Here is a 26026-nt window from a genome sequence, read left to right as displayed (position 1 = left end):
TGCTCGCGAAAGCAGTCTGACATTCAGCATTGATGGCGACTGACACTCCGCCTTCGCGAGCAAGCCCGCTCCCACAGGGTTCGTGGTGGGTCAGGAAGGCGTCGGGTGCAGGTCGCAATTGCGCCCGGCCTTGGCGAGCTGCCCCGGCACTTCATGGCCCAGCAACGCGGGCAAGCCTCGGGACAATGTCAGCAACAACGGCAGATCGATGCCGGTGTGAATACCGATTTCATCGCACAGGTTGACCAGGTCTTCGGTGCAGATATTGCCCGAGGCACCCGGTGCAAACGGGCAACCGCCAAGGCCGCCGAGGGCTGCGTCGAAACGCCGGGCACCGGCCTCGTAGGCAGCCAGCACGTTGCACAGACCGAGGCCGCGGGTGTTGTGGAAATGCAGGGTCAGATCCGCCGGCGAAACCCGCTGCAACACCCGCCGCACCAGGCGATCGACCTGACGAGGATTGGCCATGCCGGTGGTGTCGGCCAGGGTAATGCCCTGGATGCCGAGCTCCTGATAAGCCTCGACGATCTGCAGCGCGCGATCCTCATCGATCTTGCCTTCGAACGGGCAACCGAAGGTGGTGGCGATGCTGCCATTGAGCCGTACCGGCGTGCCGCGAACGAACTCGACGATCTCGCCGAACGCCGCCAATGACGCCTCGCAGTGCATCCGCATGTTCGCCAGGTTATGGGTCTGGCTGGCGGACATCACCAGGTTCAGCTCATCGGCACCCGAGTCCAGTGCTCGTTGCGCGCCTTTGAGGTTGGGGATCAACGCGACATAGATCACGCCCGGCTGTCGGACGATGCCCTTGAACACCTGCTCACCATCGCGCAGCGCCGGAATCGCCTTGGGCGACACGAACGAACCCGCTTCGATACGGCTGAACCCCGCCAGCGACAACTGATCGATCAGCGCAATCTTGTCGTCGGTTTCGACCCAGGTCGGCTCGATCTGCAAGCCGTCACGCGGGGAGACTTCCTGAACGATCAGGGTCTGGGAATAATCAGTGATCATTGCACCACCCCTTCAGTTTTCAGCCGCTCAATGTCCAGTGCAGTCAGGCCCAAACCCGCAAGGATGCCGTCGGTGTGTTGCCCCAGACTCGGCCCCGACCAGTTCACGCCGCCAGGGGTCTCGGACATTTTCGGTACGATGCCCGGCATCTTCACCGTGGCGCCACCGGGCAGTTCGGCGTTGAGCAGCATGCCCCGCGCCTGATAGTGAGGATCGGCGACGATATCGGCCACCGAATAGATTCGCCCGGCCGGGACTTCGGCGGCTTCCAGGGCCGACAGCACTTCGTCGATCGGCAAGCTGCTGGTCCAGTGGGTGATCGCTGCGTCGAGCACATTACTTTTGGCGGCGCGGCCATCGTTGTGCGCAAATTCCGGCGCCTCGGCCAAGTCGATGCGGCCGATCACCGCCATCAAGCGCTTGTAGATCGGGTCGCTGTTGCCGGCGATCACCACGTAGGCACCGTCGGCCGTCAGGTAGGTGTTGGACGGCGCGATGCCCGGCAACGCTCCGCCGCTGCGCTCACGCACATGACCCTGCATGTCATATTCCGGCACCAGGCTTTCCATCACGTTGAACACGCTTTCGGCCAACGACACATCGACCACCTGCCCGCCGCCCTGCCCGGTCTTGACCCGCAGCAGCGACATCAAGGCGCCGATGACAGCGTGCAGCGAAGCCAGGGAATCACCGAGGCTCACCCCTACTCGGGCCGGCGGTGAACCGGGGGTGCCGGTGGTGTAGCGAATCCCGCCCATGGCCTCGCCGATCGCACCGAACCCCGGGCGATCACGGTACGGGCCGGTCTGGCCGTAACCGGAAATGCGCACCAATGTCAGGTTGGGATTGAGGGCATGCAACACGTCCCAGCCCAGGCCGAGTTTCTCCAGGGCGCCGGGGCGCAGGTTTTCGATCAGCACATCGGCGTCGCTCGCCAGTTGCTTGACCAGTTCGATGCCTTCAGGGGATTTCAGATTCAGCGCCAGGGACTTCTTGTTTCGCGATTGCAGGTACCACCACAGCGAAGTGCCTTCGTGCAGCTTGCGCCATTTGCGTAGAGGATCGCCCTGGCCCATGGCTTCGATCTTGATCACTTCGGCGCCGAACTCGGCCAGCATGCGCGCGGCAAACGGCGCGGCGATCAGTGTGCCGATCTCGATCACTTTGATTGCACTCAAGGGGGCAGTCATTGCGGGGTACCTCTTGTTCTTGGAATATGCGCCAAGGCTAGAGGACCGGATGGCCAGGAATCCAACCTTCAGTTGGCAACGAGCGTTCGCGAAACGCGAATGCCTGGTTGGCTGGTTGGGGGATTACCGCGGCTTCAAGTCAGTCTTCGCGAGCAAGCCCGCTCCCACATTTGATTTGTGGGGAGTCGAATATCGCGTCCGACACAAATCCCTTGTGGGGGCGGGCTTGCTCGCGAAGAGGCCCGCCAATCCGACAAATAACTATCAGACCACCCCGCCCAACTGCTCGAACAACATCCGGCTCACCGGCGACAGCGCCGCTTGATCGCGCACCACCAGAATCAACGCACGATCCGACCAGTCATCCGTCAGCGGCACCGCGTGTAACCCCAGCGCCCGGCCAAACAGTTCGTAGGCCTTTAGCGGCAGGATGCCGATGCCCATGTTGGCCTGGACCATCCGGCACATGGCGTCGAACCCCGGCACATGAATCCGCAGCCTCAGCACTTTGCCGGCCTTGCGCGCCGCCGCATGGGTGCGCATGTTGATGGAACTGGCCGAATGCAGACCGACGTAATCGCTGTCCAGCGTGTCGGCAAAGGCCAGGGCCGAACGGCTCGCCAACGGATGATCGGCCGGCATCAGCACCACCAGTTTGTCCTGGCGATAAACAACGCTGTGCAGCCCCTTGACGTCGCTGTCGCTGGAACAGATCCCGAGGTCCGCCACGCCATCGAGCACGCCTTGAATCACCCCACTGCTGGGGCGTTCTTCGAGGTCGGTCTTGACTTGCGGATGACGCGCGGAAAAGTCCCGCAGGTCTTCGGGCAGGAATTGAATGATCGCCGACAGGTTGGCGAGCATCCGCACATATCCCCGCACACCGTGGCTGTGTTCGCCCAGTTCCAGGCCCATTTTCTCGACATTGAACAGCATCTGCCGGGCATGGTGCAGCAGGGTTTCACCGGCCGGCGTCAGCGTCATGCCCTTGGCCTGGCGCACGAACAGGCTGATGCCAAACGCCTCCTCCAACTCCATCAAACGCTTGCTGGCCGCCGACACTGCGATCGCTTCGCGGGCGGCGGCACGGGTCAGCGTGCCCTCTTCGTGGACGGCCACAAACAGCTGGAGAGTGATCAGGTCGAGGCGGCGGATCAGGCTTTTTTGCAGCATGGCAGGGCTCGATGATTTCGGTTCGACTGAGTCGGCAGGATAGCCCGGATTCGATTCGTGCCCGCCATCCAATTACCCACAGCCCCCCGGGGCATCGCCCTACAACTAATTCTCTTACAACTCTCAGTACTACCGGAAACAGCCGATTCAAAGCCCATCGGGACTCTCTGTAAAGTCTGGCAACACACACAAACTGCAACAAACCCACGGATAGATTCACTCAAGGAATGTCACTCACACATGAACCAGATACCGTACAGGGCGCACACCTTCACCAACTACCGCAAACTCGTTTCCTTGGCCGATCATGATTGGGAGACCGCCGAAACCGGAAAAATCGCGGGGCTCAACGTTGAGATAAAAAGTGCCAACCGCATGCTCGATCAGTACGGGCGAGCGTTTCATCATTTCTGTACGACGTCATACCTGGGTCTGGATCACCATCCCGATATTCTCGACGGTGCCATGACCACGCTGTGGGAAACCGGCACACTTCGCATCGCCAATTCAAAGAACCGCTGCAAGCTGGCAATTCTGGACCAATACGAAACCGAACTGTCCGAGTTGTTCGGTGCCAGTTGCCTGAGCACTCTGTCGTGCAGTGCAGCGAGTGCCGGGATCCTGCCGCTGCTGGCCAGCGGCGTATTCACGGAAAATCGCCCTCCAGTGATGGCTTTCGACCGGTTGGCGCATTACTCGATGAATCACCTCAAAGCTGCCTGTGCCGATGAAACCAAGGTCGTGACGTGCCCGCATAACGACATGGACTTCCTCGAATCGCTGTGTCAACAGCACACCAGGGTCGCGTATGTCGCCGACGGCGCCTACAGCATGGGCGGGGTTGCGGACATGGACAGCCTTTTATATCTGAAGGACCGCTACGGGCTGTTTCTGTATCTGGACGATTCCCACGCGCTTTCCGCTGTAGGAACATTCGGCGCCGGTCTTGTGCGTCCCAGGCTGCATACCCTGGATGATGACTGCCTCATTGTCGCCTCGCTGGCCAAGTCGTTCGGCGCCAGTGGCGGTCTGGTGATGCTGGGCAGTGAACGGCAAAAGAAACTCATTGCGCGTTACGGCGGCCCCAGCAACTGGTCGCAAAGCCTGAACAGTGCAGCCATTGGCGCGGGCCGGGCATCCATCCAGTTACACCACACCCTGGAATTCGCTGCGCTGCAGGAAAAGCTTCAGGTTAATATCCGCCTCTTTGACAGCCTCATACGAACCGAACAACACAACAGCAACATGGCGATTCGACTGGTCAATTGCGGTGAGGCATCGCTGGCCAACAACATCGCCATTGAACTGGCCGATCACGGATTCTTCACCTCGGCAGTCTTTTTCCCGGTGGTTGCCCAAGGCAAGGCAGCCATCAGAATCACCCTGCGCGCCGACATGGAGACGACGCTGATCCGCCATTTCTGTGAACTCATCACCGAGCTTTTACGCACGCACGGCCGGGACATCGGCGGCTGAAAAAAACAGGGAAGATCAAATGAAGAGCAGCACCACCCTCCTCATCACCTGCTGCACGGTATTTCTCGCTCAATTGGGCATGAGCATTTACCTGTCGGCGCTGCCGGAAATTGCCGGTGATCTGTCCGCCGATGCCTCGCAGATTTCATGGGGATTGGCGGTGTATCTGATCGGCATGGCGCTGCCGATGCTGTTCTGGGGCAGCCTGGGCCAGCGCATTGGCCGCAAACCGGTGTTGCTCGCGGCGCTCGGCCTCTATGGGCTGGGCAACCTGGCCCTGCCCCTGGGCCAGACGCTTGAGTCGTTCCTGGTTTTTCGCCTGATTCAGGGGATTGGCGCCAGCGGGATTTCAGTCATGGCCCGGGTGCTGATCCGCGACAGTTTTCGCGGCGATCTGCTGGCCAAGGCGTTGTCCTGGATATCGATTTCCTTTGTGGTGGCGCTGGGCATCGGCCAATACCTGGGGTCGATCATCCAGGTGACACTAGGCTGGTCAGCGATTTTCTACTTATTGGGTGGTGTGAGCCTGTTGATGGCGCTGGTGGTGGCGCGGGTCACGTTCCCGATGCTGGCAGAAGAGAACACACCATCATCCGCCTGGACGAGCTACGGGCACATTCTGCAGCATAGGGCCTTCCTGTTACCGGCCCTCGCCGGTGGCTTGGGGTATGGGGTGATTGTCGCGTTCAACACCGCTGCTCCGCTGATTCTGCAAGGCGCCTTCAAGTGGTCGGCAGTGGAATACGGCTTGTTGGGCTGGCCCATCAGCGCGGCGTACTTTCTCGGGGCCGTGGCGGTCAATCGCTTCGTACTGCATACCGGTCAGCAATGGCTGATGACGGTGGGCGTCGGGCTGATACTGGCCGGCAGCGCAGTCATGTTGCTGGGTAGCCTCGCAGGCACGTCTATCGCGCTGCTGTTCTGGTTGCCCTATTGTTTTGCAGTATTCGGCCAATCGCTGATTTACCCGATCAGCTTGTCCCTGGCCAACCACGGTTCGCCGGTCGGCGGTGCTTATGCGATGGCGTTGAGCGGTTTCACTCATCAACTGATGGCCGCCGTTATCGGCGGTATCGCCAGCCTGGCAGCCAGCCAGCAGGCATGGCCTTTGTCGCTGTTATGCACCTTGCTGGCCTTGGGCGCGCTACTTTGCGTAGTGCTCGCGCCCGGCCGTCGAAACGCTTAGAACGCGCTGCGGAAAATCTCCTCGATCTGCCGCTGATCCGCCGCCCGTGGGTTGGTCAGCCCGCAGGCGTCTTTCAGGGCATTGCTGGCCAGGACCGGGATGTCATTGAGCCTGGCACCGAGCTCACGCAAACCGGCGGGGATGTCGACGTCCCTGGCCAGGCTGCGGATCGCCGTGATCGCCGCCTGCGCGCCCTCTTCCGGGCTGAGCCCGCGGATGTCGGCCCCCATCGCGTGGGCAACGTCGGTCAGGCGAGGGGCGCAAACCAGCGCGTTGAAGCTTTGCACGTGAGGCAGCAACACCGCGTTGCACACGCCATGGGGCAAGTCGTAGAACCCGCCTAACTGGTGGGCCATTGCGTGAACGTAACCAAGGGACGCATTGTTGAACGCCATGCCCGCCAGGAATTGCGCGTAAGCCATGTTTTCCCGCGCGGTCATGTCGCTGCCGTTCTGTACCGCCAGGCGCAGGTTGTTGCTGATCAACGTGACGGCTTTCAGCGCACAGGCATCGGTAATCGGGTTGGCCGCCGTGGAGACGTAGGCTTCGATGGCATGGGTCAATGCGTCCATGCCGGTGGCGGCGGTCAGGCCCTTGGGCATGGCGACCATCAGCGCCGGGTCGTTGACTGACAGCAGCGGCGTAACGTTGCGGTCGACGATGGCCATTTTTACGTGGCGCGATTCATCGGTGATGATGCAGAAACGGGTCATCTCGCTGGCAGTGCCGGCGGTGGTGTTGATCGCGATCAGCGGCAGTTGGGGTTTGGCCGACCGATCGACCCCTTCGTAGTCACGAATCGTCCCCCCGTTGGTGGCGCACAAGGCGATGCCCTTGGCGCAGTCGTGGGGCGAACCGCCCCCCAGAGACACTACGAAATCACAGCGACTTTCCTTGAGCAGGCCCAGGCCAAGTTCGACGTTGGCAATGCTCGGATTCGGCTTGGCGCCATCGAAGATCACCGAGTCGATGTCCTGGATCGCCAGTTTCTCGGCAATCATCGTCGCCACGCCAGCCTTGGCCAGCCCGGTGTCGGTGACGATCAGTGCCTTGCGAAAACCATACTTGCCGATGGCGTCCATGGCTTCGTCGAGGCAACCGTTACCCATGATGTTCACGGCGGGGATGAAAAACGTACTGCTCATGCGCAAGTCTCCTGGCTGAAACCGAATCGGCAATGTCGATTCGGCGGGTGCGCACAGGGTCGACCGATCAGTCACGTCGTTCCTTGATCTGGCTCAACGTCGGGGCGTGATAAAGTCGCCGTCCATCAGACCTTTTGCTTCGAGACGACTAACGCAATGACCGATTTCCAGGATGTCGATGCCCACCTTGAAGACTGGAACGCCTTGCGCGCCACCGCCTCGTTCGGCGGCCTGCTGGTGGGTAACGGCGCCAGCCGCGCCGTGTGGGACGACTTCGGCTACGATTCGCTGTTCGAAAACGCCCGCACCGTCGAAGAAAAACCGCTGAGCCAGTCCGAGCTGAGCGTGTTCGACGCGATGCAGACGCGCAGTTTCGAGCAGGTTCTCAGTGCGCTGAAAACCACCAGCCGGGTCAACAAGGCCCTGGCCGTCAGCTCTGCGGCACCACGCAATCGCTACTACGCAATCAAGGAAGCGCTGATCAACACCGTGCACGCGGTACACATCCCGTGGCGGCTGGTGAAGCCTTCGACGCTGGCGACCATCAATCAGGAACTGGGCAGCTATCGGACGGTGTTTACCACCAACTACGACTTGCTCAGCTATTGGGCGATCCAGCATCGGCCGGACGTCGTTACCGATCTGTTCCAGGGTGCCGAGCCGAGCTTCGATTTGAGCGCCAGCGCCACTGACAAGCCACGTTTGTTGTACCTGCACGGCGGCCTGCATCTGGTGCGCAATCAGGACGGCACGGCGCGCAAACTGATGTCGACCGAAGGGACGTTGCTGGGCAATTTCGCCATCAACAATACGATCAAGACCCTCGACGACGTGCCGCTGTTCGTCAACGAAGGCCCGGCGCAGGACAAGCTCAAGACGATTCGCAGTTCGGATTACCTGTCGTTCTGCTACGACCAGTTACTGGGCCATGGCGACGGGTTGTGCATCTTCGGGCAGGCCCTTGGCGAGCAGGACAGTCACATCGTTCATGCGTTGCGCCAGGCGAAGCCGAAAGTCGTAGCGATCTCGATTTACCCGCGCAGCAAGGCGTTCATCCAGCATCAGAAACGGCATTACACGAAGGTGTTCGAAGGGACGGGTGTGGAGTTGCGGTTTTTTGATTCGAAGACCCATGCGCTGGGTAGTCCAAAGTTATCGGTTCCGGTCGAAGCTTAGAGGCGACCGGGCTGATGCCTTCGCGAGCAAGCCCGCTCCCACATTGGGTCTGCGGTGTACACAAATCCCCTGTGGGAGCGGGCTTGCTCGCGAAGCTTTTGAAGCCAACTCATTCCTCGGCGCTGTGCACCACCACCAGCAACTGCGCCTGCACCTCGCCCACTGACCTGATGCGATGGGGTTTCTGCGCATTGAAGTGCAGTGCATCCCCACGATTGAGCAGCACCCGCTCGTTCATGAAGTCCACTTCCACCTGCCCTTCGTGGACGAACAGAAACTCTTCCCCCAAGTGTTCCTTAAAGGTTTTGTCGGTGAACTCGGTCGGCGGGTAAATGATGAACGGCAGCAGGCTGCGCTCACTGACCTGACGGGCCAGCACTGCATAACCCGGGCTCTGGTCGTTGGCGGCCAGGGACTGGCGTTCGTCGCTGCGTACCAGGCTGTAGCTGTCGAGGCTGACGCTGTCTTCGGAAAACAACTCCTCGACTTTCACATTCAACGCCCTGGCCAGTTTCAGCGCGGCCGCGATCGACGGGGTATTCAGCCCACGCTCGACTTTCGACAGATAGCTCTTGGTCATGCCGGATTTTTCGGCCAGGGCCTCCAGCGTCACGCCAAGTTTTTTTCTCAATAATTTCAAACGGATAGACATGCGGAGCGATTAATCCATCAAGGAGGCAACGATTTGTCCTTGCCAATGACACAATGTGTCATATAGCATTTTTTGTGTCATTTGCATGATCCACCGAAGGACACCGATATGGCCAAGACATTAGCACTGCCCAAAGAGCAACTGGTCAAGCAAGCGCTGAACCAGATGCAAAACACCCTGGCGGATAATACGTGGACCGACCGGCAAAAGCTGGCCCTGACCTGCCGCATTCTGTTCGAAAACGGTCACGACTCCGGCCTTGCCGGGCAAATCACCGCCCGCGGCCCGCAACCAGGCACCTATTACACCCAGCAACTGGGGCTGGGTTTCGACGAGATCACGGCAGGCAATCTGTTGCTGGTCAACGAAGACCTGGAAGTGCTTGAAGGCCACGGCATGCCCAACCCGGCCAACCGCTTCCATAGCTGGGTGTACCGCGCCCGGCCGGACGTGAACTGCATCATTCACACGCACCCGACTCACGTCGCGGCGCTGTCGATGCTGGAAGTACCGCTGCAGATTTCCCACATGGACTTCTGCCCACTCTACGACGACTGCGCATTTCTCGAAGGCTGGCCGGGAGTGCCCGTGGGCAATGAAGAAGGCGAACTGATTGCCGGGGCCTTGGGCGACAAGCGGGCGATCCTGCTTTCCCACCATGGGCAGTTGTCCACCGGCGCGACCATTGAAGAAGCCTGCGTCATTGCGCAATTGATCGAACGCGCAGCGAAGTTGCAATTGCTGGCCATGGCCGCGGGTTCGATCAAACCGATTCTTCCCGAGCTGGGCCGTGAAGCCCATGACTGGATATCCAAGCCCAAGCGCCACGCCGCCGCGTTCAACTATTACGCCCGGCAGAACCTGCGCCAACACGCCGATTGCCTGAACTGACCCCACTCATTCTTGAAAGGAGAGACGCCATGTCGACCGCAAACATTCACGGCATCATCGGCTACACCATCACCCCGTTCACCGCCCAGGGCGAAGGCGTCGATCTCGACGCGCTCGGGCGTTCCATCGACCGCCTGATCGACAGCGGCGTCCACGCCATCGCCCCATTGGGCAGCACCGGCGAAGGCGCTTATTTGAGCGATGGGGAATGGGATCAGGTCAGCGAATTCAGCATCCGGCACGTCGCCAAACGTGTCCCGACCATCGTCAGCGTGTCCGACCTGACCACGGCCAAAGCCGTGCGCCGCGCGCGTTTCGCCGAGGCCCACGGCGCCGACGTGGTGATGGTGCTGCCGGCGTCGTACTGGAAACTCAGCGAAGCGGAAATCCTCGCCCACTACCGCGCCATCGGCGAGAGCATCGGCGTGCCAATCATGCTCTACAACAATCCGGCCACCAGCGGTACCGATATGTCGGTGGAGCTGATCCTGCGGATTTTCAACGCCGTCGACAACGTCACCATGGTCAAGGAAAGCACCGGCGACATTCAGCGCATGCACAAACTGCAACTGTTGGGCGAAGGCCGGGTGCCGTTCTATAACGGCTGCAATCCATTGGCACTGGAAGCGTTCGCGGCCGGCGCCAAAGGCTGGTGCACAGCGGCGCCGAACCTGATCCCGCAGCTCAATCTCGACTTGTACGAAGCGGTATTGGCCAATGATCTGAGCAAGGCTCGCGAACTGTTCTATCGCCAGTTGCCGTTGTTGGACTTCATCCTCAAGGGCGGCCTGCCGGCGACCATCAAGGCCGGTTTGCGCCTGACCGGGCTGGAAGCGGGTGACCCGCGGCTGCCGGTGTTTGCGTTGGGTGAGGCAGGCAGCGGTCAGTTGCAGGGTTTGTTAAACGCATTGCGCTGATCTTCAGCCACACACAAAACCACTGTGGGAGCGGGCTTGCTCGCGAAAGCGGTCTGACATTCAACATCTTCGTTGATTGTTAAGCCCCCTTCGCGAGCAAGCCCGCTCCCACAGTTGATCAGCGGTGTGTTTAGAACACCGGCAAGGTCTTGTCCTTGATCACCGTGGTCGGGCCGTTGGCCTTGACGCTGGCGATGCCTTTATCCCGCGCGGCATCGGACGAGTAGGACTCGCTGCTGCCAATGATCTCGTGGTTACCGGCCTTCAGATTGAAGTAAGGATGGCCGTCCTTGGTGTTTTTTTTCTCGTAGCGTTCGTCCAGCGGGCTATTGGCCTGGACCGAGGCGATACCGCTGTCGGCCGCTTTGCGCGTGGTGTAGAGCTCGCTGGTCAGAATAGTTTCGGCGTTGGCCGCTTTCAACACAAACTTGAACTGACCATTGCTGGTTTTGCTCACTTCGTACCATCCAGACATGTTCTTGCTCCTTGGCGATTGAGAGGTTTCGCGCTTCAGAGTAAAGACCAAGCCAGGATTTCTGTCGCCTGTACCGGCTCCTTCACGGGCAAGCCCGCTCCCCCATCAGACCGCATCCTGCTGAACAACCCGGTCAACTGTGGGAGCGGGCTTGCCCGCGAAGAGGCCGGTAAGGCCTGAACAAAACCGCCCTACTTCACCACCGCCCGCACCACCGACAACTCAGGCGCCTGCACTCGGCGCTGACTCAAATAGCGCATGCAACTGACCCGCAAGAACGAGGCGAAATTCACCACTTCGCCGCGGTAGTCCATCACCTCTTCATACAATTTGGCGATCAACTGATTGGTGGTCATGCCATCGACCTCGGCGATTTCGCTGAGGATGTCCCAGAACTGGTTCTCCAGCCGCAGGGTGGTGACCACCCCGCAGATGCGCAGCGAGCGGGAGCGCGATTCGTAGAGAATCGGGTCGGCCTTGACGTAGAGCTCGCACATGGACAGGTCCCTCGTTACAGCGTGATTTTGGTGCCCAGCAACCCGAGGAAACCGGCCAGCCAGCTCGGATGCGCCGGCCAGGCCGGAGCAGTGGCCAGATTGCCTTGAACATGACCTTCCGTCACCGGGATATCGATGTACGTGCCGCCGGCCAGGCGCACTTCCGGGGCACAGGCCGGGTAGGCGCTGCATTCGCGACCTTCAAGAATCCCGGCGGCGGCCAGCAATTGCGCGCCATGACACACGGCGGCGATTGGTTTGCCGGCCTTGTCGAACGCTTGCACCAGCGCCAGGACTTTTTCGTTCAGCCGCAGGTACTCCGGCGCACGACCGCCCGGGATCAGCAGCGCGTCGTAGTCCGCCGCATCGACCTTGGCGAAATCGAAATTCAGGGCAAACAGGTGACCGGGTTTTTCGCTGTAGGTCTGGTCGCCTTCGAAGTCATGGATCGCGGTGCGCACGGTCTGGCCGGCGGATTTGTCCGGGCAAACGGCATGCACCGTGTGACCGACCATCAGCAGCGCCTGGAACGGCACCATCACTTCATAGTCTTCGACGTAATCACCGACCAGCATCAGGATTTTTTTAGCAGCCATGGGGAGGACTCCTCTGGGAAATGCGTGGGCCTGCAGGAGTATTCAAGGTAGTCCTTATCCGGCGGGTCGGGTAATAACCAGTTACTACGGCGTCATCGTTCTTCGCGAGCAAGCCCGCTTCCACATTAGGTCTTCAGTGTCAGTGAATGATGTGTTCGCCGCAGATTAAATGTGGGAGCGGGCTTGCTCGCGAAGGTGTCCTCAAACTGTACGGATTACTCAGCACCTAGCTGTAATAGTGCGAAACCAATGGTTTATGGCTAGATAAAGGCTGTTCCCGCCACCTTCGATTCTGGTTGCCATCATGTCTTCACGCGAAAACACCGGCATGGCCCTCGGCCTGCTCGGCGTCGTTATCTTCAGCCTGACCCTGCCCTTCACACGAATCGTCGTGCAAGAACTCCATCCGCTGCTCAACGGCCTCGGTCGTGCGCTGTTCGCGGCGATTCCGGCAGCGCTGCTGTTGCTGTGGCACCGGGAAAAATGGCCCACGTGGAAACAGATCAAAGGCCTGACGCTGGTGATCGCCGGTGTCATTCTCGGTTTCCCGGTGCTGTCGGCCTGGGCCATGCAGACGTTGCCCGCCTCCCACGGCGCACTGGTCAACGGCTTGCAACCGCTGTGCGTGGCGCTATATGCCGCGTGGCTGTCCCATGAGCGTCCGTCGAAAGCCTTCTGGGCCTGCGCCGCGCTGGGCAGTGCACTGGTGCTCGGTTATGCGCTGATCAGCGGCGCCGGCAGCATTCAGGCCGGTGATTTGCTGATGCTCGGGGCGATTGCCGTGGGTGGGCTGGGTTATGCCGAAGGCGGCCGGTTAGCCAGGGAGATGGGCGGTTGGCAGGTGATCTGCTGGGCGCTGGTGCTGTCGACGCCGTTGCTGATCGGGCCGGTGTTGTACCTGGCGCTGCAACATCAGGGCGAGATTTCGGCCAAGACCTGGTGGGCCTTCGGTTATGTCTCGCTGTTTTCGCAGTTCATCGGGTTCTTTGCCTGGTACGCCGGGCTGGCCATGGGCGGCATTGCCCGGGTCAGTCAGATCCAGTTGCTGCAGATCTTCTTCACCATCGCGTTTTCGGCGTTGTTCTTTGGTGAGCAGGTCGAACCGATTACCTGGCTGTTTGCAGCCGGGGTGATCGTGACGGTGATGCTCGGGCGCAAGACCGCAGTCAAACCCCATGTGGGAGCGGGCTTGCTCGCGAAAGCGGAGTGCCAGTCGACATCAATGTTGAATGATAATCCGTCTTCGCGAGCAAGCCCGCTCCCACAGGATCAGAGGTAGCCTCAGAGGTAGCCATCAGCCCGCAGCAATGTTTCCAGGCAATGCTCGCTGATGTGGTAGAAATCCTTCAGTTCCTGGATCTTCACCAACAACTGAGCCGGGTCCACCGGCTCGGCGCGTTTGACCGCCAGAATCATCTTGTTCTTGTTGGTGTGGTCCAGTGAGATGAACTCGAACACCTTGGTCTCGTAGCCGCAGGCTTCCAGAAACAACGCACGCAAACTGTCGGTGACCATTTCCGCCTGCTGGCCCAGGTGCAGGCCGTATTGCAGCATCGGCTTGAGTAATGCCGGGCTCTGGATCTGCAGGCGGATCTGTTTGTGGCAGCACGGCGAGCACATGATGATCGAAGCGCCGGAACGAATGCCGGTATGAATCGCATAGTCGGTGGCGATGTCGCAGGCATGCAACGCGATCATCACATCCAGCTCGCTCGGCGCCACGCTGCGCACATCACCGCATTTGAACACCAGCCCCGGATGCTCCAGCTTCGCCGCCGCGCTGTTGCACAGCTTGACCATGTCTTCGCGCAGTTCGACGCCAGTCACTTCGCCCTCGGCTTTCAGGGTGTTGCGCAGGTAGTCATGGATCGCGAACGTCAGGTAACCCTTGCCCGAGCCGAAATCCGCCACCCGTACCGGCTTGTCCAGCGCCAGCGGCGAAGAGGTCAGCGCGTGACTGAAGACTTCGATGAACTTGTTGATCTGCTTCCACTTGCGCGACATCGCCGGGATCAGTTCGTGCTGCGCGTTGGTCACGCCGAGGTCCTTGAGGAACGGCCGGCTCAGGTCGAGGAAACGGTTCTTCTCACGGTTGTGCTCGGCGGACGGTACCTCGCGCAATTGCTGGGGTTTGCTCTTGAACAGCGAAGACTTGCCCTTTTTGCTGTATTCGAGCTGGGCTTCGTCGGTCAATGACAGTAAATGCGCATTCTTGAACGACGCCGGTAACAGCGCGGCAATGCTCGCCACGCCTTCGGCAATCGGCAGGTTCTTGGTGATGTCGCGGGTCTTGTAGCGGTAGACGAAGGACAGGCACGGCTGATCCTTGACCGTCAGCTGCTTGATGATCAACCGCTGTAAATCCGCTTCGCCGCCGACGTATTTGGCCAGCACCAGTTTGATGAAGGCGTTCTGATCGAGACTGGTTTGCAGCAGGTCGATGAACTGGGCGTGGTGATCCGGCGCGAGGCTGGCGGGGGTGGCGGTGACAGACATGAAAAAACGGCCTCGGGCGGTGCGAATCGGAGAATGGCGGGTATTTTAGGGGGGATGGCCGTTCGGGACACGCAGTTATTTACCAAACGGTGCGATCCGTAGCAGCTGGCGCAGCCTGCGTTCGGCTGCGCAGCAGTCGTAAAGTCAAAATACGCGGTGTATCAGATAGACCGTATCCAGGCGAATTAGCGACTGCTTCGCAGCCGAACGCAGGCTGCGCCAGCTGCTACAAGAACGCGTCATTGCCGGGATCTGGTTTTTAGCTCAACACCACCAACCGATTCGGCAATTCATTGCGCACTTGGGTCACCGGCACATGCACCTTGAGCAACTCGCCGCACGCCTCGATGCACGTCACAAAGCCCTGCAACGTCTGCCCCTGTTTCACCTGTTGCGTAAACGCCGCCACGATCGCGTCCCAGTTCTTGTTATCCAGCCGTTTGGAAATCCCTTCATCCACCAGGATCTCCACATAGCGCTCGGCCTCGGAGACAAAAATCAGCATGCCGGTGCCGCCCACGGTGTGGTGCAGGTTCTGCTCCAGGAACTGCCGGCGCGCCAGGTTCGAGGCACGCCAGTGACGGACCGAGCGCGGGATCAGGCGAGTGGTGACTTTCGGAATCCGGAACACCAGGCACAACACGATGAAACTGACCCATTGCACCAGCAACAGGCTGTGCATGGTCAGCCAGCCAGTCAGGTAATGCACGATACCCGGCACCACCAGCGCCAGCAGACTGGCCCACAGCAACGGGATGTACGCGTAATCGTCGGCGCGGGCCGCGAGCACCGTCACCAGTTCGGCGTCGGTATCGCGCTCGACCCGGGCAATCGCCTCGGCGACTTTGCGTTGTTCGTGTTCAGTCAGTAATGCCATGTCTATGAGTGCCTGCTCGCTATTGTTGTTATGTTTCCTGCCGTGTCATCACCAGCCGCCCGACGAACCGCCGCCACCGAAACTGCCCCCACCGCCACTGAAGCCACCACCACCGCCCCCAAAACCTCCGCCACCGAAACCGCCCCGGCCTCTACCCCCTCCACTTGGCAGAATACCGAACATCTGGCCGACGAAGACCGTCAGGATAAACAGCAACACCAGGAACACGAATATCCCCGGATGCCGCGCAACGAAATCGCTCTCCTGATTGCCACGCGACTCATACACCGTCGACGGCTCGTTCAACGGGTTGCCCCCCAGCACCACCAGCATTGCCGAGACGCCATCGCTGATGCCCTTGCTGAAGTTGCCAGCCTTGAACGCAGGCGTGATCACCTGATTGATGATCACCGAACTCTGCGCATCGGTCAGGCGATCTTCCAGGCCATAACCGACTTCGATCCGCAATTTTCGCTCGGCACGCGCAACGATCAGCAGTGCGCCGTTGTTCTTGTCCTTCTGACCAATGCCCCAGTAGCGCCCCAGCTGATAACCGAAATCCGCGATATCGGCGCCCTGCAGGTCCGGCAATGTGACCACCACCAACTGCTCGCCGGTAGTTTTCTCGTGGGCATTAAGCTGCTGAACAAGCTGCTCGCGCACCGCTGGCTCGATCATTTGGGCGTTATCCACCACCCGCCCGGTCAATTCCGGGAACTTCAACTCGGCCCGGGCCGTCAGGGCAAACACCCAGAGCAACAGCACCAGGCCCACTTTCAACACACGCATTGGCAACCTCATCCTTGGTGGCACTTCAAACCCGGCCCAGCGCCTACTGGAACTTCACTTCAGGCGCTTTCTCGGCACCGGGGCTGGTGGCCTCGAAGGTTTCGCGGATCGGCAAATCGCTGTACATCACGGTGTGCCACAGGCGACCGGGAAAAGTACGAAGTTCGGTGTTGTATTTCTGCACCGCGAGGATGAAATCGCGACGCGCCACGGCGATACGGTTCTCGGTGCCTTCAAGTTGCGATTGCAGCGCCAGGAAGTTCTGGTTGGCCTTGAGGTCCGGATAACGCTCGGACACCACCATCAACCGACTCAGCGCGCCGGTCAGCTGATCCTGCGCCTGCTGGAACTGTTTGAGCTTTTCCGGATTATCCAGCGTGCTGGCATCCACCTGAATCGACGTCGCCTTGGCCCGGGCTTCGACCACCGCGGTCAGGGTTTCTTCCTCGTGTTTGGCATAGCCCTTGACGGTTTCCACCAGATTGGGGATCAGGTCGGCGCGGCGCTGGTACTGGTTCTGCACCTGGCCCCAGGCGGCCTTGGCCTGTTCATCGAGGGTCGGGATCGTGTTGATACCGCAACCCGCCAGCACAGTGGTCAGCAACATCAAGGCTGCAACCTGCAGGCCCGAGCGATAGTGGTGTCGTACATTCATCTGGTTGATGCTCCCTTGCACATTCCGTTGATGAAACAACCGGCGAACTTCGAACCCGGCTCTTGGGGCATAATCTGCGCCGCTACTGGATTGCATCGAGCCAATGGGCTAAAAGATGCCCAGCAAAAAAACAGTTTAGAAGTGTGCTGCATTTTTCAGAACAATGCTCAAACAACAATAGTCGCTCCCGAAATTTTGGCTGACCGGCGCGTATTCACGGCCGCTTGGGCCTTTTGAGAAAAACATTCATGAAGAAGCTGTGTTTGCTGGGCCTGTTCGTCAGCCTGGCCAGTCATACCGTATTGGCCGCCACGACGCCCGCACCGATAGAAAACAAGGATGCCTTCATCAGCCACCTGATGAAGCAAATGACCCTCGATGAAAAGATCGGCCAGTTACGCCTGATCAGCATCGGCCCGGAAATGCCTCGGGAGCTGATCCGCAAGGAAATCGCCGCCGGCAATATCGGCGGCACCTTCAACTCGATCACCCGCGCGGAAAACCGTCCAATGCAGGACGCGGCCATGCGCAGCCGGTTGAAGATCCCGATGTTCTTCGCCTATGACGTGATCCATGGCCACCGCACGATTTTCCCTATTCCCCTGGCCCTGGCCTCGAGCTGGGACATGGATGCCATCGGCCTGTCGGGACGCATCGCCGCCAAGGAAGCCGCGGCGGACAGCCTCGACATCACCTTCGCGCCAATGGTCGATATCTCCCGCGACCCACGCTGGGGCCGCACGTCCGAAGGTTTCGGCGAAGACACCTATCTGGTTTCGCGGATTGCCGGGGTGATGGTCAAGGCCTTCCAGGGCAGTGGTGCGAACGCGGCCGACAGCATCATGGCCAGCGTCAAGCACTTTGCCTTGTACGGCGCGGTCGAGGGCGGTCGCGACTACAACGTCGTCGACATGAGCCCGGTCAAGATGTACCAGGATTACCTGCCACCGTACCGCGCCGCGATCGACGCCGGTGCCGGCGGGGTGATGGTTGCACTGAACTCGATCAACGGCGTGCCGGCCACCGCCAACACTTGGTTGATGAATGACCTGCTGCGCAAGGAATGGGGCTTCAAGGGCCTGGCGGTCAGTGACCACGGGGCGATTTTCGAGCTGATCAAGCACGGCGTCGCCGCGGACGGTCGCGAAGCGGCGAAGCTGGCGATCAAGGCCGGCATCGACATGAGCATGAACGACACCCTCTATGGCAAGGAATTGCCAGGACTGTTGAAAGCCGGTGAGATCGAACAGAAAGACATCGACAACGCCGTGCGTGAAGTGCTCGCAGCCAAGTACGACATGGGCCTGTTCAAAGACCCGTACCTGCGCATCGGCAAGGCCGAGGATGACCCGGCCGACACCTACGCCGAAAGCCGCCTGCACCGCGCCGAGGCCCGTGATGTCGCGCGCCGCAGCCAGGTATTGCTGAAGAACCAGGGTGACACCCTGCCATTGAAGAAAACCGCGAAAATCGCGCTGGTCGGCCCATTGGCCAAAGCACCGATCGACATGATGGGCAGTTGGGCCGCCGCCGGCAGACCGGCGCAATCGGTCACGCTGTTCGACGGCATGACCAATGCCCTCGGCGCGCAGTCGACGCTGATCTACGCCCGTGGCGCGAACATCACCGACGACAAGAAGATCCTCGACTACCTCAATTTCCTCAACTTCGATGCGTCAGAAGTGGTGGACGATCCGCGCCCGGCCAACGTGTTGATCGACGAAGCGGTAAAAGCCGCCAAGGATGCTGATGTGGTAGTGGCTGCGGTGGGCGAATCCCGTGGCATGTCCCACGAATCGTCGAGCCGCACCGACCTGAACATCCCGAGCAACCAGCGCGAGCTGATCCGGGCGTTGAAAGCCACCGGCAAACCGCTGGTGCTGGTGTTGATGAACGGCCGTCCGCTGTCGATTCTCGAAGAGAAAGAGCAGGCAGATGCGATTCTGGAAACCTGGTTCAGCGGCACCGAAGGCGGCAACGCTATCGCTGACGTGCTGTTCGGCGACTACAACCCGTCGGGCAAATTGCCAATCACCATTCCCCGCTCGGTGGGTCAGATTCCAACCTACTACAACCACCTGAGCATTGGCCGGCCGTTCACGCCGGGCAAACCGGGCAACTACACCTCGCAGTATTTCGAAGACACTACGGGGCCACTGTTCCCGTTCGGCTTCGGCCTGAGCTACACCAACTTCAGCCTGACCGACATGGCGCTGTCGTCGACCACACTGAATAAGACCGGCAAGCTCGACGCCAGCGTGGTGGTGAAAAACACCGGCAAGCGTGACGGCGAAACCGTGGTGCAGTTGTACATCCAGGACGTGACCGGTTCGATGATCCGCCCGGTCAAGGAACTGAAGAACTTCCAGAAAGTAATGCTCAAGGCCGGCGAACAGAAAGTCGTGCACTTCACCATCACCGAGGATGACCTGAAGTTCTACAACGCCCAACTCAAGTACGCCGCGGAACCGGGCAAGTTCAACGTGCAGATCGGCCTGGACTCTCAGGACGTGACGCAGCAGAGCTTTGAGTTGCTGTAATCCCTGACACACTGCAATAAAACTGTGGGAGCGGGCTTGCTCGCGAAGGCGGCTTAACATTCAACAGAGATGTTGATTGTCAGACCGCCTTCGCGAGCAAGCCCGCTCCCACATTGGTTTTTGGGTGTTTTGAAGATTGGGTTCAGCCCCGCCGATCCAGCAGATTCACCACCAGCCGATCCACCCATCCCCACACCCGCTGCTTGACCCGCCGCCACAACGGTCGGCGCTTCCAGGCTTCGAGGCTGACTTCCTGGCTCAAGGCAAAGTCATTCTCGAAACTCGCCGCCACCGCCCGGGTCAGTCCGGGGTCCAGGGCTTCGAGGTTAGCCTCCAGGTTGAAGCGCAGATTCCAGTGATCGAAGTTGCACGAGCCGATGCTCACCCAGTCATCGATCAACACCATTTTCAGGTGCAGGAAACACGGTTGGTACTCGAAGATCTTCACCCCGGCCCTGAGCAGTCTCGGGTAATAGCGATGCCCGGCGTAGCGCACCGATGGGTGATCGGTTCGCGGGCCGGTCAGCAACAGACGCACGTCGATGCCACGATTCGCCGCCCGGCGCAGCGAGCGGCGGACTTTCCAGGTCGGCAGGAAATACGGCGTGGCCAGCCAGATTCGCTGCTTGCCGCTGTTCAGCGCGCGAACCAGCGATTGCAGAATGTCCCGATGCTGGCGGGCGTCGGCATAGGCCACCCGGCCCATGCCCTCGCCCATGACCGGCACCCGCGGCAGGCGCGGTAAACCGAAATGCGAAACGGGTCTCCAGGCACGCCGATAGCGGTTGGCGATCCATTGGCGATCGAACAGCAATTGCCAGTCGATGACCAGGGGACCGGTGATTTCCACCATCACTTCGTGCCATTCGCAGGTGTCTTCGCCCGGTGACCAGAACTCATCGGTGACCCCGGTGCCACCAACGACCGCCAGGGATTGATCCACCAGCAGCAACTTGCGGTGATCGCGATAGAAGTTGCCCACCCAGCGTCGCCAGCTCAGGCGATTGTAGAAGCGCAACTCGACACCGGCGGCCATCAGGCGCTGACGCAAAGTCAGGGTGAAGGCCAGGCTGCCATAGTCATCGAACAGACAGCGTACCCGCACGCCGCGTTCGGCCGCCTGGACCAGCGCCTGAACCATGGCCTCGGCGCACGCACCCGCCTCTACCAGGTACAGTTCCAGTTCAACTTGTTCTTCGGCGCGAGCAATCGCCACCAGCATGCGCGGGAAAAACTGCGGGCCGTCGATCAGCAATTCAAAGCTATTGCCTTCGCGCCACGGAAAAATTGCACCACGCATGTCAGCGCGCCGTGAAAATCAGCACCGCACTCACCGGCACCGACAGACTGATGGCCGACAAACCGGCGACCTTGCGCAAGCTTTCCAGGCCCGGGGCCAGGTCGAAATCTTCGGCGCTGATCACCAACGGTTCGAGGGTCACCACTTGAAAGCGCCGGTCATCGAGACGGGTCGCCAGCAGTTCGGCGTTGTATTGGTGTTGCTTGCCATGCAGGTTGACGGTTACCGGCAAGCGCAATTCCAGTTGCGCACCCGGCGCCAGGTCGTTGATTGGCCGCAGGTCGATCTGCGTGGTAATCAGCGCTTCGGGAAACGTCTGGATCTCGAACAGCGCCTTGCGCATGCGCTCGTCACGCAGCGGAATGCCGCTGTTGACCGACTCCAGCTCGACTTCTACCTCGGCCAGCCCCTTGGGGTCGACCTTGCCATGCAGCACCAGAAAGCGCTGCACTTCGGAGATGTTGGCGTTTTTGGTGCTGACAAACGACAGCCGCGAGGACTCGCCGTCCAGATACCAATTGGCCTGGGCCGACACGGTGACACCGGCCAGCAGCAGGAAAGCGAGGGTTTTGCAGACAAAGCGGTTGAACATAGAGACTCATGGGCAGATAAACCTGAGCGAACCTTAACTGTCCGCGAGTCAGTTGCAAACCTGCGGCACAGGAAAGTTCAGGGTTGCAGACGGCAACCCTGGCGCTCGCCGATCCACTGTGCGCTGTTGCTGCGCCCCATGCCGCCGACCGTCACCCGCTTGCTCGCGGCATCATCGACGAAACCGCTGGCGGGCAAATACTGCTTCACATAGCCCAGGCAATACGCCGCCGGATTGTTCATCACGTAGCGGCACGAGCAATATTCCTTGGCGGTGTAAGCGCTGATGATGTCCGGGAACGCCCACAGCGCGACACGCTCCTGCCAGACCCAGCCGAGCATGGCGATCAGCAGCACCAGCAACAGCGTGCTGAACGGTCGACGGCGGACAAAACTGCGGCTCATGGCTGCACCTGCATGGCAAACGCCTTGAGCGCGAGTTTGAGCAATTCGTTGTGCCGATAACTTCCGTCGCGATCATCACCGTAGCGCACGATCACCAGTTTTTCGCTGGGAATCACGTACATGGCCTGGCCCCAATGGCCCAACGCGGCGAAGGTGTCGACGGGCGCATCGGGCCAGGGTTGTGCCGCGCCGTCCACTGCCCGATTGAGCCACCAATGACCGCCAGGCACCGCTTCATCCTGGTTGGCTCGGTAGTGGACGAACGGCTCACGACTGAAGTCGACCCACTCCTTGGGCAGCAGCTGCCGCTCGCGCCAACGACCGTCGCGCGCCATCAACAGGCCGACGCGGGCCAGGTCCCGGGCGGTGAGGTAGGCATAGGATGACGCGACAAATGTCCCCGTGGCGTCCGCTTCCCAAACCGCGCCGCGAATCCCCAAGGGTTCGAACAACGCGGTCCACGGATAATCCGGATAGCGGGCTGGGCCGACGATGTTTTTCAACGCGGCGGAAAGCAGGTTGCTGTCGCCGCTGGAGTAACGGAATGCCTGGCCGGGCCGGGCGTACGTTTCGTGGTCGGCGGTAAACGCGGCCATGTCGCGGTGACCACGGGTGTAGAGCATGGCCACCACCGAGGACTTCAACGGTGCGTATTCATAGTCTTCCTGCCAATCCAGGCCCGAGGCCCAGTGCAGCAGATCGGCCATGGTCACGGCGGGGTGTTTTTCCAGCGCTGGATAAAACTGCACCGCCGGGTCCTGCAGTTTGAACAGGCCTTCGCCATAAGCCACACCGAGCACCACGGCCATCAGGCTTTTGCTGATCGACCAGGTCAGGTGCGGGGTGTCGGCGCGGGTCGGGCCAGCGTAGCGTTCATAGACGAGCTGGCCGTCGCGGATCACCAGCAGGGCGTCGGTGCGGATGCCTTGGTGAGTGGCCTCGTCGCGGGGTGGAAAGGCGTAGTTTTCCAGGGCCTGAACGTCTGGGCCTGTGACTGTCGGGCCGGGAATCCATTGCTCGGCCGGCCAGTTTTCGGCCTGGGCCGTGAGGCTGAGCAGCAGAGTGATAGTCAGGGACAGGCCTTTGAACATGGTGGGAGGCTCGGAGAATGAACCTGCAGAGCCTAGTCGAGCTGGATGACAGTTTTGGAATTTGCGTCATCCAAGAGATCGCCTTCGCGAGCAAGCCCGCTCCCACAAGGGATTGTGGTGAGCACAAAATGTGTGAACACCGCAGATCAACTGCGGGAGCGGGCTTGCTCGCGAAGAGGCCCGTCAACCCAACGAAGATTCCGCCAACGCCTTGGCCAACCGCTTGCCCCGCGCCCCTGCCGCCAGATCCATCACGGCCTGATCGCGCTGCCACATCGCCGCCCACTGCGGCGGGCCGTCGGTCATGGCCTGATTCACTTCAGCCTTGAGCCCGTCGAATTGCGCAAACAACCCCCCCAGCAACACATGCCCGGCCGGATTGCTCGGCGCCTGGCGGCTGACTTCCGCGCACCCGGCCAGCAGCGCCAGTAAACGCAGTTGCAAGGTGGGCGGCCAGTCATTGTCCTGGCCAATGCCGAACAGCCACGCGGTCATGGCGCTCAGCACATAAATGTCTTCCAGGGTGCGGAACGGTTTGACGTAAGCATCCCAGCCATCCCCCGCCAGCAATTCGCACAGCGCGTTGTCGAGAAACAGCCGACCGTGGCTGATCTCGGGCATCAACGGCATCGGTGCGAGTTTTTCCAGTCGCACGCCTGGCTCGCCGGGGTAAACCACCGCCAGACTCAAGCGGGGAGCTTCACCGGGCTCTTCGCTGCGAGCGGCCACCAGCAGCCAGTCGGCGGCATCGCCGGCGGTGACGAAATCCTTGCGCCCGCTCAAGCGCAGATCGCGCAGCCGGGTCTGCATGTCCGCCACCCGCAAGCTGCGCTGCTCGGTCGCACACAACGCACCGAGGCTCAGCGGCGCGCTCGGCCAGAGCATGCGCAGCGCCGCCTGATACCCCACCAGAAACGCCAGCCCCGGTGTCGCCATCAGCCGACCGCCGTTCACCGCCAGTTCGAACGGCGTGACCGTACCCAACCGGTGCAGCAAGGTCGCGAAGCCTTCACCAAGGTCTGGGTCGGCGGGCAGGCGATCGCTGCGGTTCAACAGGGTTTGCCAGGGCATAAGAGGCTCCTTGTGGGCTGTCATATAAGCATCACCAAAGCTTCATGGCGATGACACCGGGGCTACATAGCCTGACTTTGCACAACACGGCTGCATAAAGAAAGTCGATCGGCTGCAACCCAAGAAGGGTGGACAGCCCGTACGGAGACTCACAATGACTCAGATCGCCCGCATCAGCGACACCGGCAATGAACGCCGCCTGCAAGCCGAACGCCTGGTGGGCGCCGAGGCGCTGCAGGAAGCCCAGGCCTTGCGCTTCAACGTGTTCAGTGGCGAATTCAACGCCAGACTGAAAGGCGCGGAGCTGGGTCTGGACATGGATGACTATGATGTTCACTGCGCCCACATCGGCGTACGTGACTTGAATACCGGGCGTCTGGTGGCAACCACTCGTTTGCTCGACCACACCGCCGCCAGCAGCCTGGGCAAGTTCTACAGCGAAGAAGAATTCAGCTTGCATGGCCTGGTCCATCTCAAAGGCCCGATCCTGGAAATCGGTCGCACCTGCGTCGACCCGGCCTACCGCAACGGCGGCACCATCGCCGTGCTCTGGGGTGAACTGGCCGAAGTGCTGAACCAGGGCGGCTACAGCTATCTGATGGGATGCGCGAGCATTCCGATGCAGGACGGCGGCATCCAGGCCCATGCGATCATGCAGCGCCTGCGCGAACGCTACCTGTGCACCGAACACCTGCGGGCCGAGCCGAAGAAGCCGTTGCCGACGCTGGATATTCCGTCCAACGTCATCGCCGAAATGCCGCCGCTGCTCAAGGCCTACATGCGCCTGGGCGCAAAAATCTGCGGCGAGCCGTGCTGGGACGAAGACTTCCAGGTGGCCGACGTGTTCATCCTGCTCAAGCGCGACGAGCTCTGCCCGCGTTACGCCAAGCACTTCAAGGCGGCCGTGTAATGAGCCGTTTACGGGTGTACGCGCGAATTGCGCGAGTGCTGATGGTGGTGACGCTGGGCTTGAGCATGGCCAGTGTGTTCGGCGTGTTCGAGCGACTGGGGATTGCCCATTCGATGGTCCGTCGCCAGCGCTGGTCGCGGTTTTTCATGGCGCGGCTGAGCAATGCCCTGCCCTTTCGCGTGACCGTCCATGGTCAATTGCCGACGACGCCGATGCTTTGGGTGAGCAATCACGTGTCCTGGACCGACATTCCGCTGCTGGGCATGCTCACGCCGCTGTCGTTTCTGTCCAAGGCCGAAGTGCGCACCTGGCCGGTGGCGGGCTGGTTGGCGGCCAAGGCAGGCAGCCTGTTCATTCGCCGTGGTTCGGGCGACAGCCAGTTGATCCGCAAACAGATGACTCGCCATCTGGAACAGGAACATCCGCTGCTGATGTTCCCGGAAGGCACCACCACCGATGGCCGCTCGCTGCGCACCTTCCACGGTCGTTTGCTGTCCGCGGCGATCGATTCCGAAGTGGCGCTGCAACCAGTGGCGATTCGTTATCTGCGCAATGGCGAGCTCGATACCCTGGCACCGTTCATTGGCGATGATGATTTGCTGTCGCACCTGATGCGCTTGTTCGCCAATGACCGGGGTGAAGTGGAGATTCATCTGCTCAAGCCGATCGAGTGCCAGGGCCGGGAGCGTGCTGCGCTGGCGTTCGAGGCGCAGCAGGCGGTGCAGAAGGCGTTGTTCGGGGCGATTCCACAGGCGCAACCGGAGCCGCTACGTCCTGCCATCGCGGCCTGACACAAATCCCCTGAAGGAACGCCAATCCCTGTGGGAGCGGGCTTGCTCGCGAAAGCGGTTTTTCATTCAACATTGATGTCGACTGACACACCGCTTCCGCGAGCAAGCCCGCTCCCACA

General features: G+C 60.6%; 26 protein-coding genes. 9 read left to right on the top strand and 17 right to left on the bottom strand.

The annotated features are described in order from the left end of the window. Nucleotides 1–90 precede the first annotated feature (90 nt). The 3 genes from PSH64_RS06590 to PSH64_RS06580 all read right to left on the bottom strand — a co-directional run bounded on the left by PSH64_RS06590 (nucleotide 91) and on the right by PSH64_RS06580 (nucleotide 3380). On the bottom strand, nucleotides 91–1017 hold the full coding sequence (locus tag PSH64_RS06590) for a hydroxymethylglutaryl-CoA lyase (protein WP_305480309.1): 927 nt from the start codon (nucleotides 1015–1017) through the stop codon (nucleotides 91–93). Then, a complete protein-coding gene (locus PSH64_RS06585; protein ID WP_105348081.1) occupies nucleotides 1014–2207 on the bottom strand; it encodes a CaiB/BaiF CoA-transferase family protein in 1194 nt (397 codons plus the stop codon). Before PSH64_RS06585 ends, PSH64_RS06590 begins: the two co-directional genes overlap by 4 nt. A gap of 264 nt (nucleotides 2208–2471) precedes the next feature. Further along, on the bottom strand, nucleotides 2472–3380 hold the full coding sequence (locus PSH64_RS06580; protein ID WP_305480308.1) for a LysR substrate-binding domain-containing protein: 909 nt from the start codon (nucleotides 3378–3380) through the stop codon (nucleotides 2472–2474). 240 nt (nucleotides 3381–3620) lie between these two features. Between PSH64_RS06580 and PSH64_RS06575 the strand changes: the two genes are divergently transcribed. Both PSH64_RS06575 and PSH64_RS06570 read left to right on the top strand, forming a co-directional pair. Continuing rightward, complete coding sequence (locus PSH64_RS06575; RefSeq protein WP_305481116.1) at nucleotides 3621–4856, top strand: aminotransferase class I/II-fold pyridoxal phosphate-dependent enzyme; 1236 nt, start codon at nucleotides 3621–3623, stop codon at nucleotides 4854–4856. A 19-nt stretch (nucleotides 4857–4875) separates the two neighbouring features. Then, on the top strand, nucleotides 4876–6042 hold the full coding sequence (locus tag PSH64_RS06570; RefSeq protein WP_305480306.1) for an MFS transporter: 1167 nt from the start codon (nucleotides 4876–4878) through the stop codon (nucleotides 6040–6042). On the opposite strand, the gene yiaY is transcribed toward PSH64_RS06570, so the two are convergent. Next, nucleotides 6039–7187 carry an L-threonine dehydrogenase gene (gene yiaY, locus PSH64_RS06565; RefSeq protein WP_105348075.1) on the bottom strand — a complete coding sequence of 383 codons (1149 nt, stop codon included), beginning with the start codon at nucleotides 7185–7187 and terminating at the stop codon, nucleotides 6039–6041. The two genes, PSH64_RS06570 and yiaY, sit on opposite strands and share 4 nt — an antisense overlap. A gap of 156 nt (nucleotides 7188–7343) precedes the next feature. Here yiaY and PSH64_RS06560 point away from each other — a divergent pair, with 156 nt between their 5' ends. Then, the gene (locus PSH64_RS06560) at nucleotides 7344–8363 is read left to right on the top strand and encodes a DUF4917 family protein (RefSeq protein ID WP_305480305.1); all 1020 of its coding nucleotides are present in this window, start codon (nucleotides 7344–7346) and stop codon (nucleotides 8361–8363) included. Between the two features lie 109 nt (nucleotides 8364–8472). On the opposite strand, the gene PSH64_RS06555 is transcribed toward PSH64_RS06560, so the two are convergent. Next, entirely contained in the window at nucleotides 8473–9015 is a 543-nt protein-coding gene (locus tag PSH64_RS06555) for a helix-turn-helix domain-containing protein (protein ID WP_105348317.1), read from the bottom strand. Nucleotides 9016–9123: 108 nt separating this feature from the next. Between PSH64_RS06555 and PSH64_RS06550 the strand changes: the two genes are divergently transcribed. Continuing rightward, nucleotides 9124–9906, top strand: coding sequence for an aldolase (locus PSH64_RS06550; protein ID WP_305480303.1), 783 nt, complete (start codon nucleotides 9124–9126; stop codon nucleotides 9904–9906). A gap of 29 nt (nucleotides 9907–9935) precedes the next feature. Beyond that, on the top strand, nucleotides 9936–10823 hold the full coding sequence (locus PSH64_RS06545) for a dihydrodipicolinate synthase family protein (protein WP_305480302.1): 888 nt from the start codon (nucleotides 9936–9938) through the stop codon (nucleotides 10821–10823). Between the two features lie 130 nt (nucleotides 10824–10953). Here PSH64_RS06545 and PSH64_RS06540 read toward each other — a convergent pair whose 3' ends face one another. The 3 genes from PSH64_RS06540 to PSH64_RS06530 form a co-directional block, all read right to left on the bottom strand. After that, nucleotides 10954–11298 carry a YegP family protein gene (locus PSH64_RS06540; RefSeq protein WP_105348321.1) on the bottom strand — a complete coding sequence of 115 codons (345 nt, stop codon included), beginning with the start codon at nucleotides 11296–11298 and terminating at the stop codon, nucleotides 10954–10956. A gap of 191 nt (nucleotides 11299–11489) precedes the next feature. Further along, nucleotides 11490–11795 carry a ribbon-helix-helix domain-containing protein gene (locus tag PSH64_RS06535; protein WP_007935755.1) on the bottom strand — a complete coding sequence of 102 codons (306 nt, stop codon included), beginning with the start codon at nucleotides 11793–11795 and terminating at the stop codon, nucleotides 11490–11492. Between the two features lie 14 nt (nucleotides 11796–11809). Beyond that, nucleotides 11810–12391: a DJ-1/PfpI family protein gene (locus tag PSH64_RS06530; protein ID WP_105348322.1), complete on the bottom strand. Its 582-nt coding sequence runs from the start codon at nucleotides 12389–12391 to the stop codon at nucleotides 11810–11812. Between the two features lie 304 nt (nucleotides 12392–12695). Between PSH64_RS06530 and PSH64_RS06525 the strand changes: the two genes are divergently transcribed. Beyond that, nucleotides 12696–13670, top strand: coding sequence for a DMT family transporter (locus tag PSH64_RS06525; protein ID WP_305480301.1), 975 nt, complete (start codon nucleotides 12696–12698; stop codon nucleotides 13668–13670). 2 nt (nucleotides 13671–13672) lie between these two features. On the opposite strand, the gene PSH64_RS06520 is transcribed toward PSH64_RS06525, so the two are convergent. The 4 genes from PSH64_RS06520 to PSH64_RS06505 all read right to left on the bottom strand — a co-directional run bounded on the left by PSH64_RS06520 (nucleotide 13673) and on the right by PSH64_RS06505 (nucleotide 17208). Then, entirely contained in the window at nucleotides 13673–14887 is a 1215-nt protein-coding gene (locus PSH64_RS06520; protein ID WP_105348324.1) for an SAM-dependent methyltransferase, read from the bottom strand. A gap of 259 nt (nucleotides 14888–15146) precedes the next feature. After that, nucleotides 15147–15764, bottom strand: a complete 618-nt coding sequence (locus tag PSH64_RS06515; protein WP_105348325.1) for a TPM domain-containing protein — start codon at nucleotides 15762–15764, stop codon at nucleotides 15147–15149. A 48-nt stretch (nucleotides 15765–15812) separates the two neighbouring features. Continuing rightward, the gene (locus tag PSH64_RS06510; RefSeq protein ID WP_305480300.1) at nucleotides 15813–16553 is read right to left on the bottom strand and encodes a YgcG family protein; all 741 of its coding nucleotides are present in this window, start codon (nucleotides 16551–16553) and stop codon (nucleotides 15813–15815) included. Between the two features lie 43 nt (nucleotides 16554–16596). Further along, nucleotides 16597–17208, bottom strand: a complete 612-nt coding sequence (locus PSH64_RS06505; protein ID WP_105348328.1) for a LemA family protein — start codon at nucleotides 17206–17208, stop codon at nucleotides 16597–16599. A gap of 248 nt (nucleotides 17209–17456) precedes the next feature. On the opposite strand from PSH64_RS06505, the gene bglX reads away from it, so the two are divergent. Further along, nucleotides 17457–19748 (top strand): beta-glucosidase BglX, encoded by a 2292-nt coding sequence (gene bglX / locus PSH64_RS06500; RefSeq protein ID WP_305480299.1) that lies wholly within the window; start codon nucleotides 17457–17459, stop codon nucleotides 19746–19748. A gap of 142 nt (nucleotides 19749–19890) precedes the next feature. Here bglX and PSH64_RS06495 read toward each other — a convergent pair whose 3' ends face one another. The 5 genes from PSH64_RS06495 to PSH64_RS06475 all read right to left on the bottom strand — a co-directional run bounded on the left by PSH64_RS06495 (nucleotide 19891) and on the right by PSH64_RS06475 (nucleotide 24206). Further along, the gene (locus tag PSH64_RS06495; protein WP_105348334.1) at nucleotides 19891–21048 is read right to left on the bottom strand and encodes a phosphatidylserine/phosphatidylglycerophosphate/cardiolipin synthase family protein; all 1158 of its coding nucleotides are present in this window, start codon (nucleotides 21046–21048) and stop codon (nucleotides 19891–19893) included. 1 nt (nucleotide 21049) lies between these two features. Beyond that, on the bottom strand, nucleotides 21050–21640 hold the full coding sequence (locus PSH64_RS06490) for a YceI family protein (RefSeq protein ID WP_305480298.1): 591 nt from the start codon (nucleotides 21638–21640) through the stop codon (nucleotides 21050–21052). Between the two features lie 77 nt (nucleotides 21641–21717). Next, on the bottom strand, nucleotides 21718–22044 hold the full coding sequence (locus PSH64_RS06485; protein ID WP_105348339.1) for an amidase: 327 nt from the start codon (nucleotides 22042–22044) through the stop codon (nucleotides 21718–21720). Then, nucleotides 22041–23135 carry a serine hydrolase gene (locus tag PSH64_RS06480; RefSeq protein ID WP_305480296.1) on the bottom strand — a complete coding sequence of 365 codons (1095 nt, stop codon included), beginning with the start codon at nucleotides 23133–23135 and terminating at the stop codon, nucleotides 22041–22043. Before PSH64_RS06480 ends, PSH64_RS06485 begins: the two co-directional genes overlap by 4 nt. A gap of 183 nt (nucleotides 23136–23318) precedes the next feature. After that, nucleotides 23319–24206 carry an acyl-CoA dehydrogenase family protein gene (locus PSH64_RS06475; RefSeq protein WP_305480295.1) on the bottom strand — a complete coding sequence of 296 codons (888 nt, stop codon included), beginning with the start codon at nucleotides 24204–24206 and terminating at the stop codon, nucleotides 23319–23321. A 154-nt stretch (nucleotides 24207–24360) separates the two neighbouring features. On the opposite strand from PSH64_RS06475, the gene olsB reads away from it, so the two are divergent. Together olsB and PSH64_RS06465 are read left to right on the top strand one after the other, a co-directional pair. Further along, complete coding sequence (olsB, locus tag PSH64_RS06470) at nucleotides 24361–25116, top strand: L-ornithine N(alpha)-acyltransferase (RefSeq protein ID WP_019580897.1); 756 nt, start codon at nucleotides 24361–24363, stop codon at nucleotides 25114–25116. Beyond that, nucleotides 25116–25907, top strand: a complete 792-nt coding sequence (locus tag PSH64_RS06465; RefSeq protein WP_305480293.1) for a 1-acyl-sn-glycerol-3-phosphate acyltransferase — start codon at nucleotides 25116–25118, stop codon at nucleotides 25905–25907. The genes olsB and PSH64_RS06465 overlap by 1 nt, the downstream gene beginning before the upstream one ends. The last annotated feature ends 119 nt before the right edge of the window (nucleotides 25908–26026 follow it).

This window comes from Pseudomonas sp. FP1742 (assembly GCF_030687145.1).
GTDB classification, from domain to species: domain Bacteria; phylum Pseudomonadota; class Gammaproteobacteria; order Pseudomonadales; family Pseudomonadaceae; genus Aquipseudomonas; species Aquipseudomonas frederiksbergensis_D.
The sequence above is the reverse complement of the archived record's forward strand: the minus strand, read 5'-3'. Positions and strand labels throughout refer to the sequence as shown.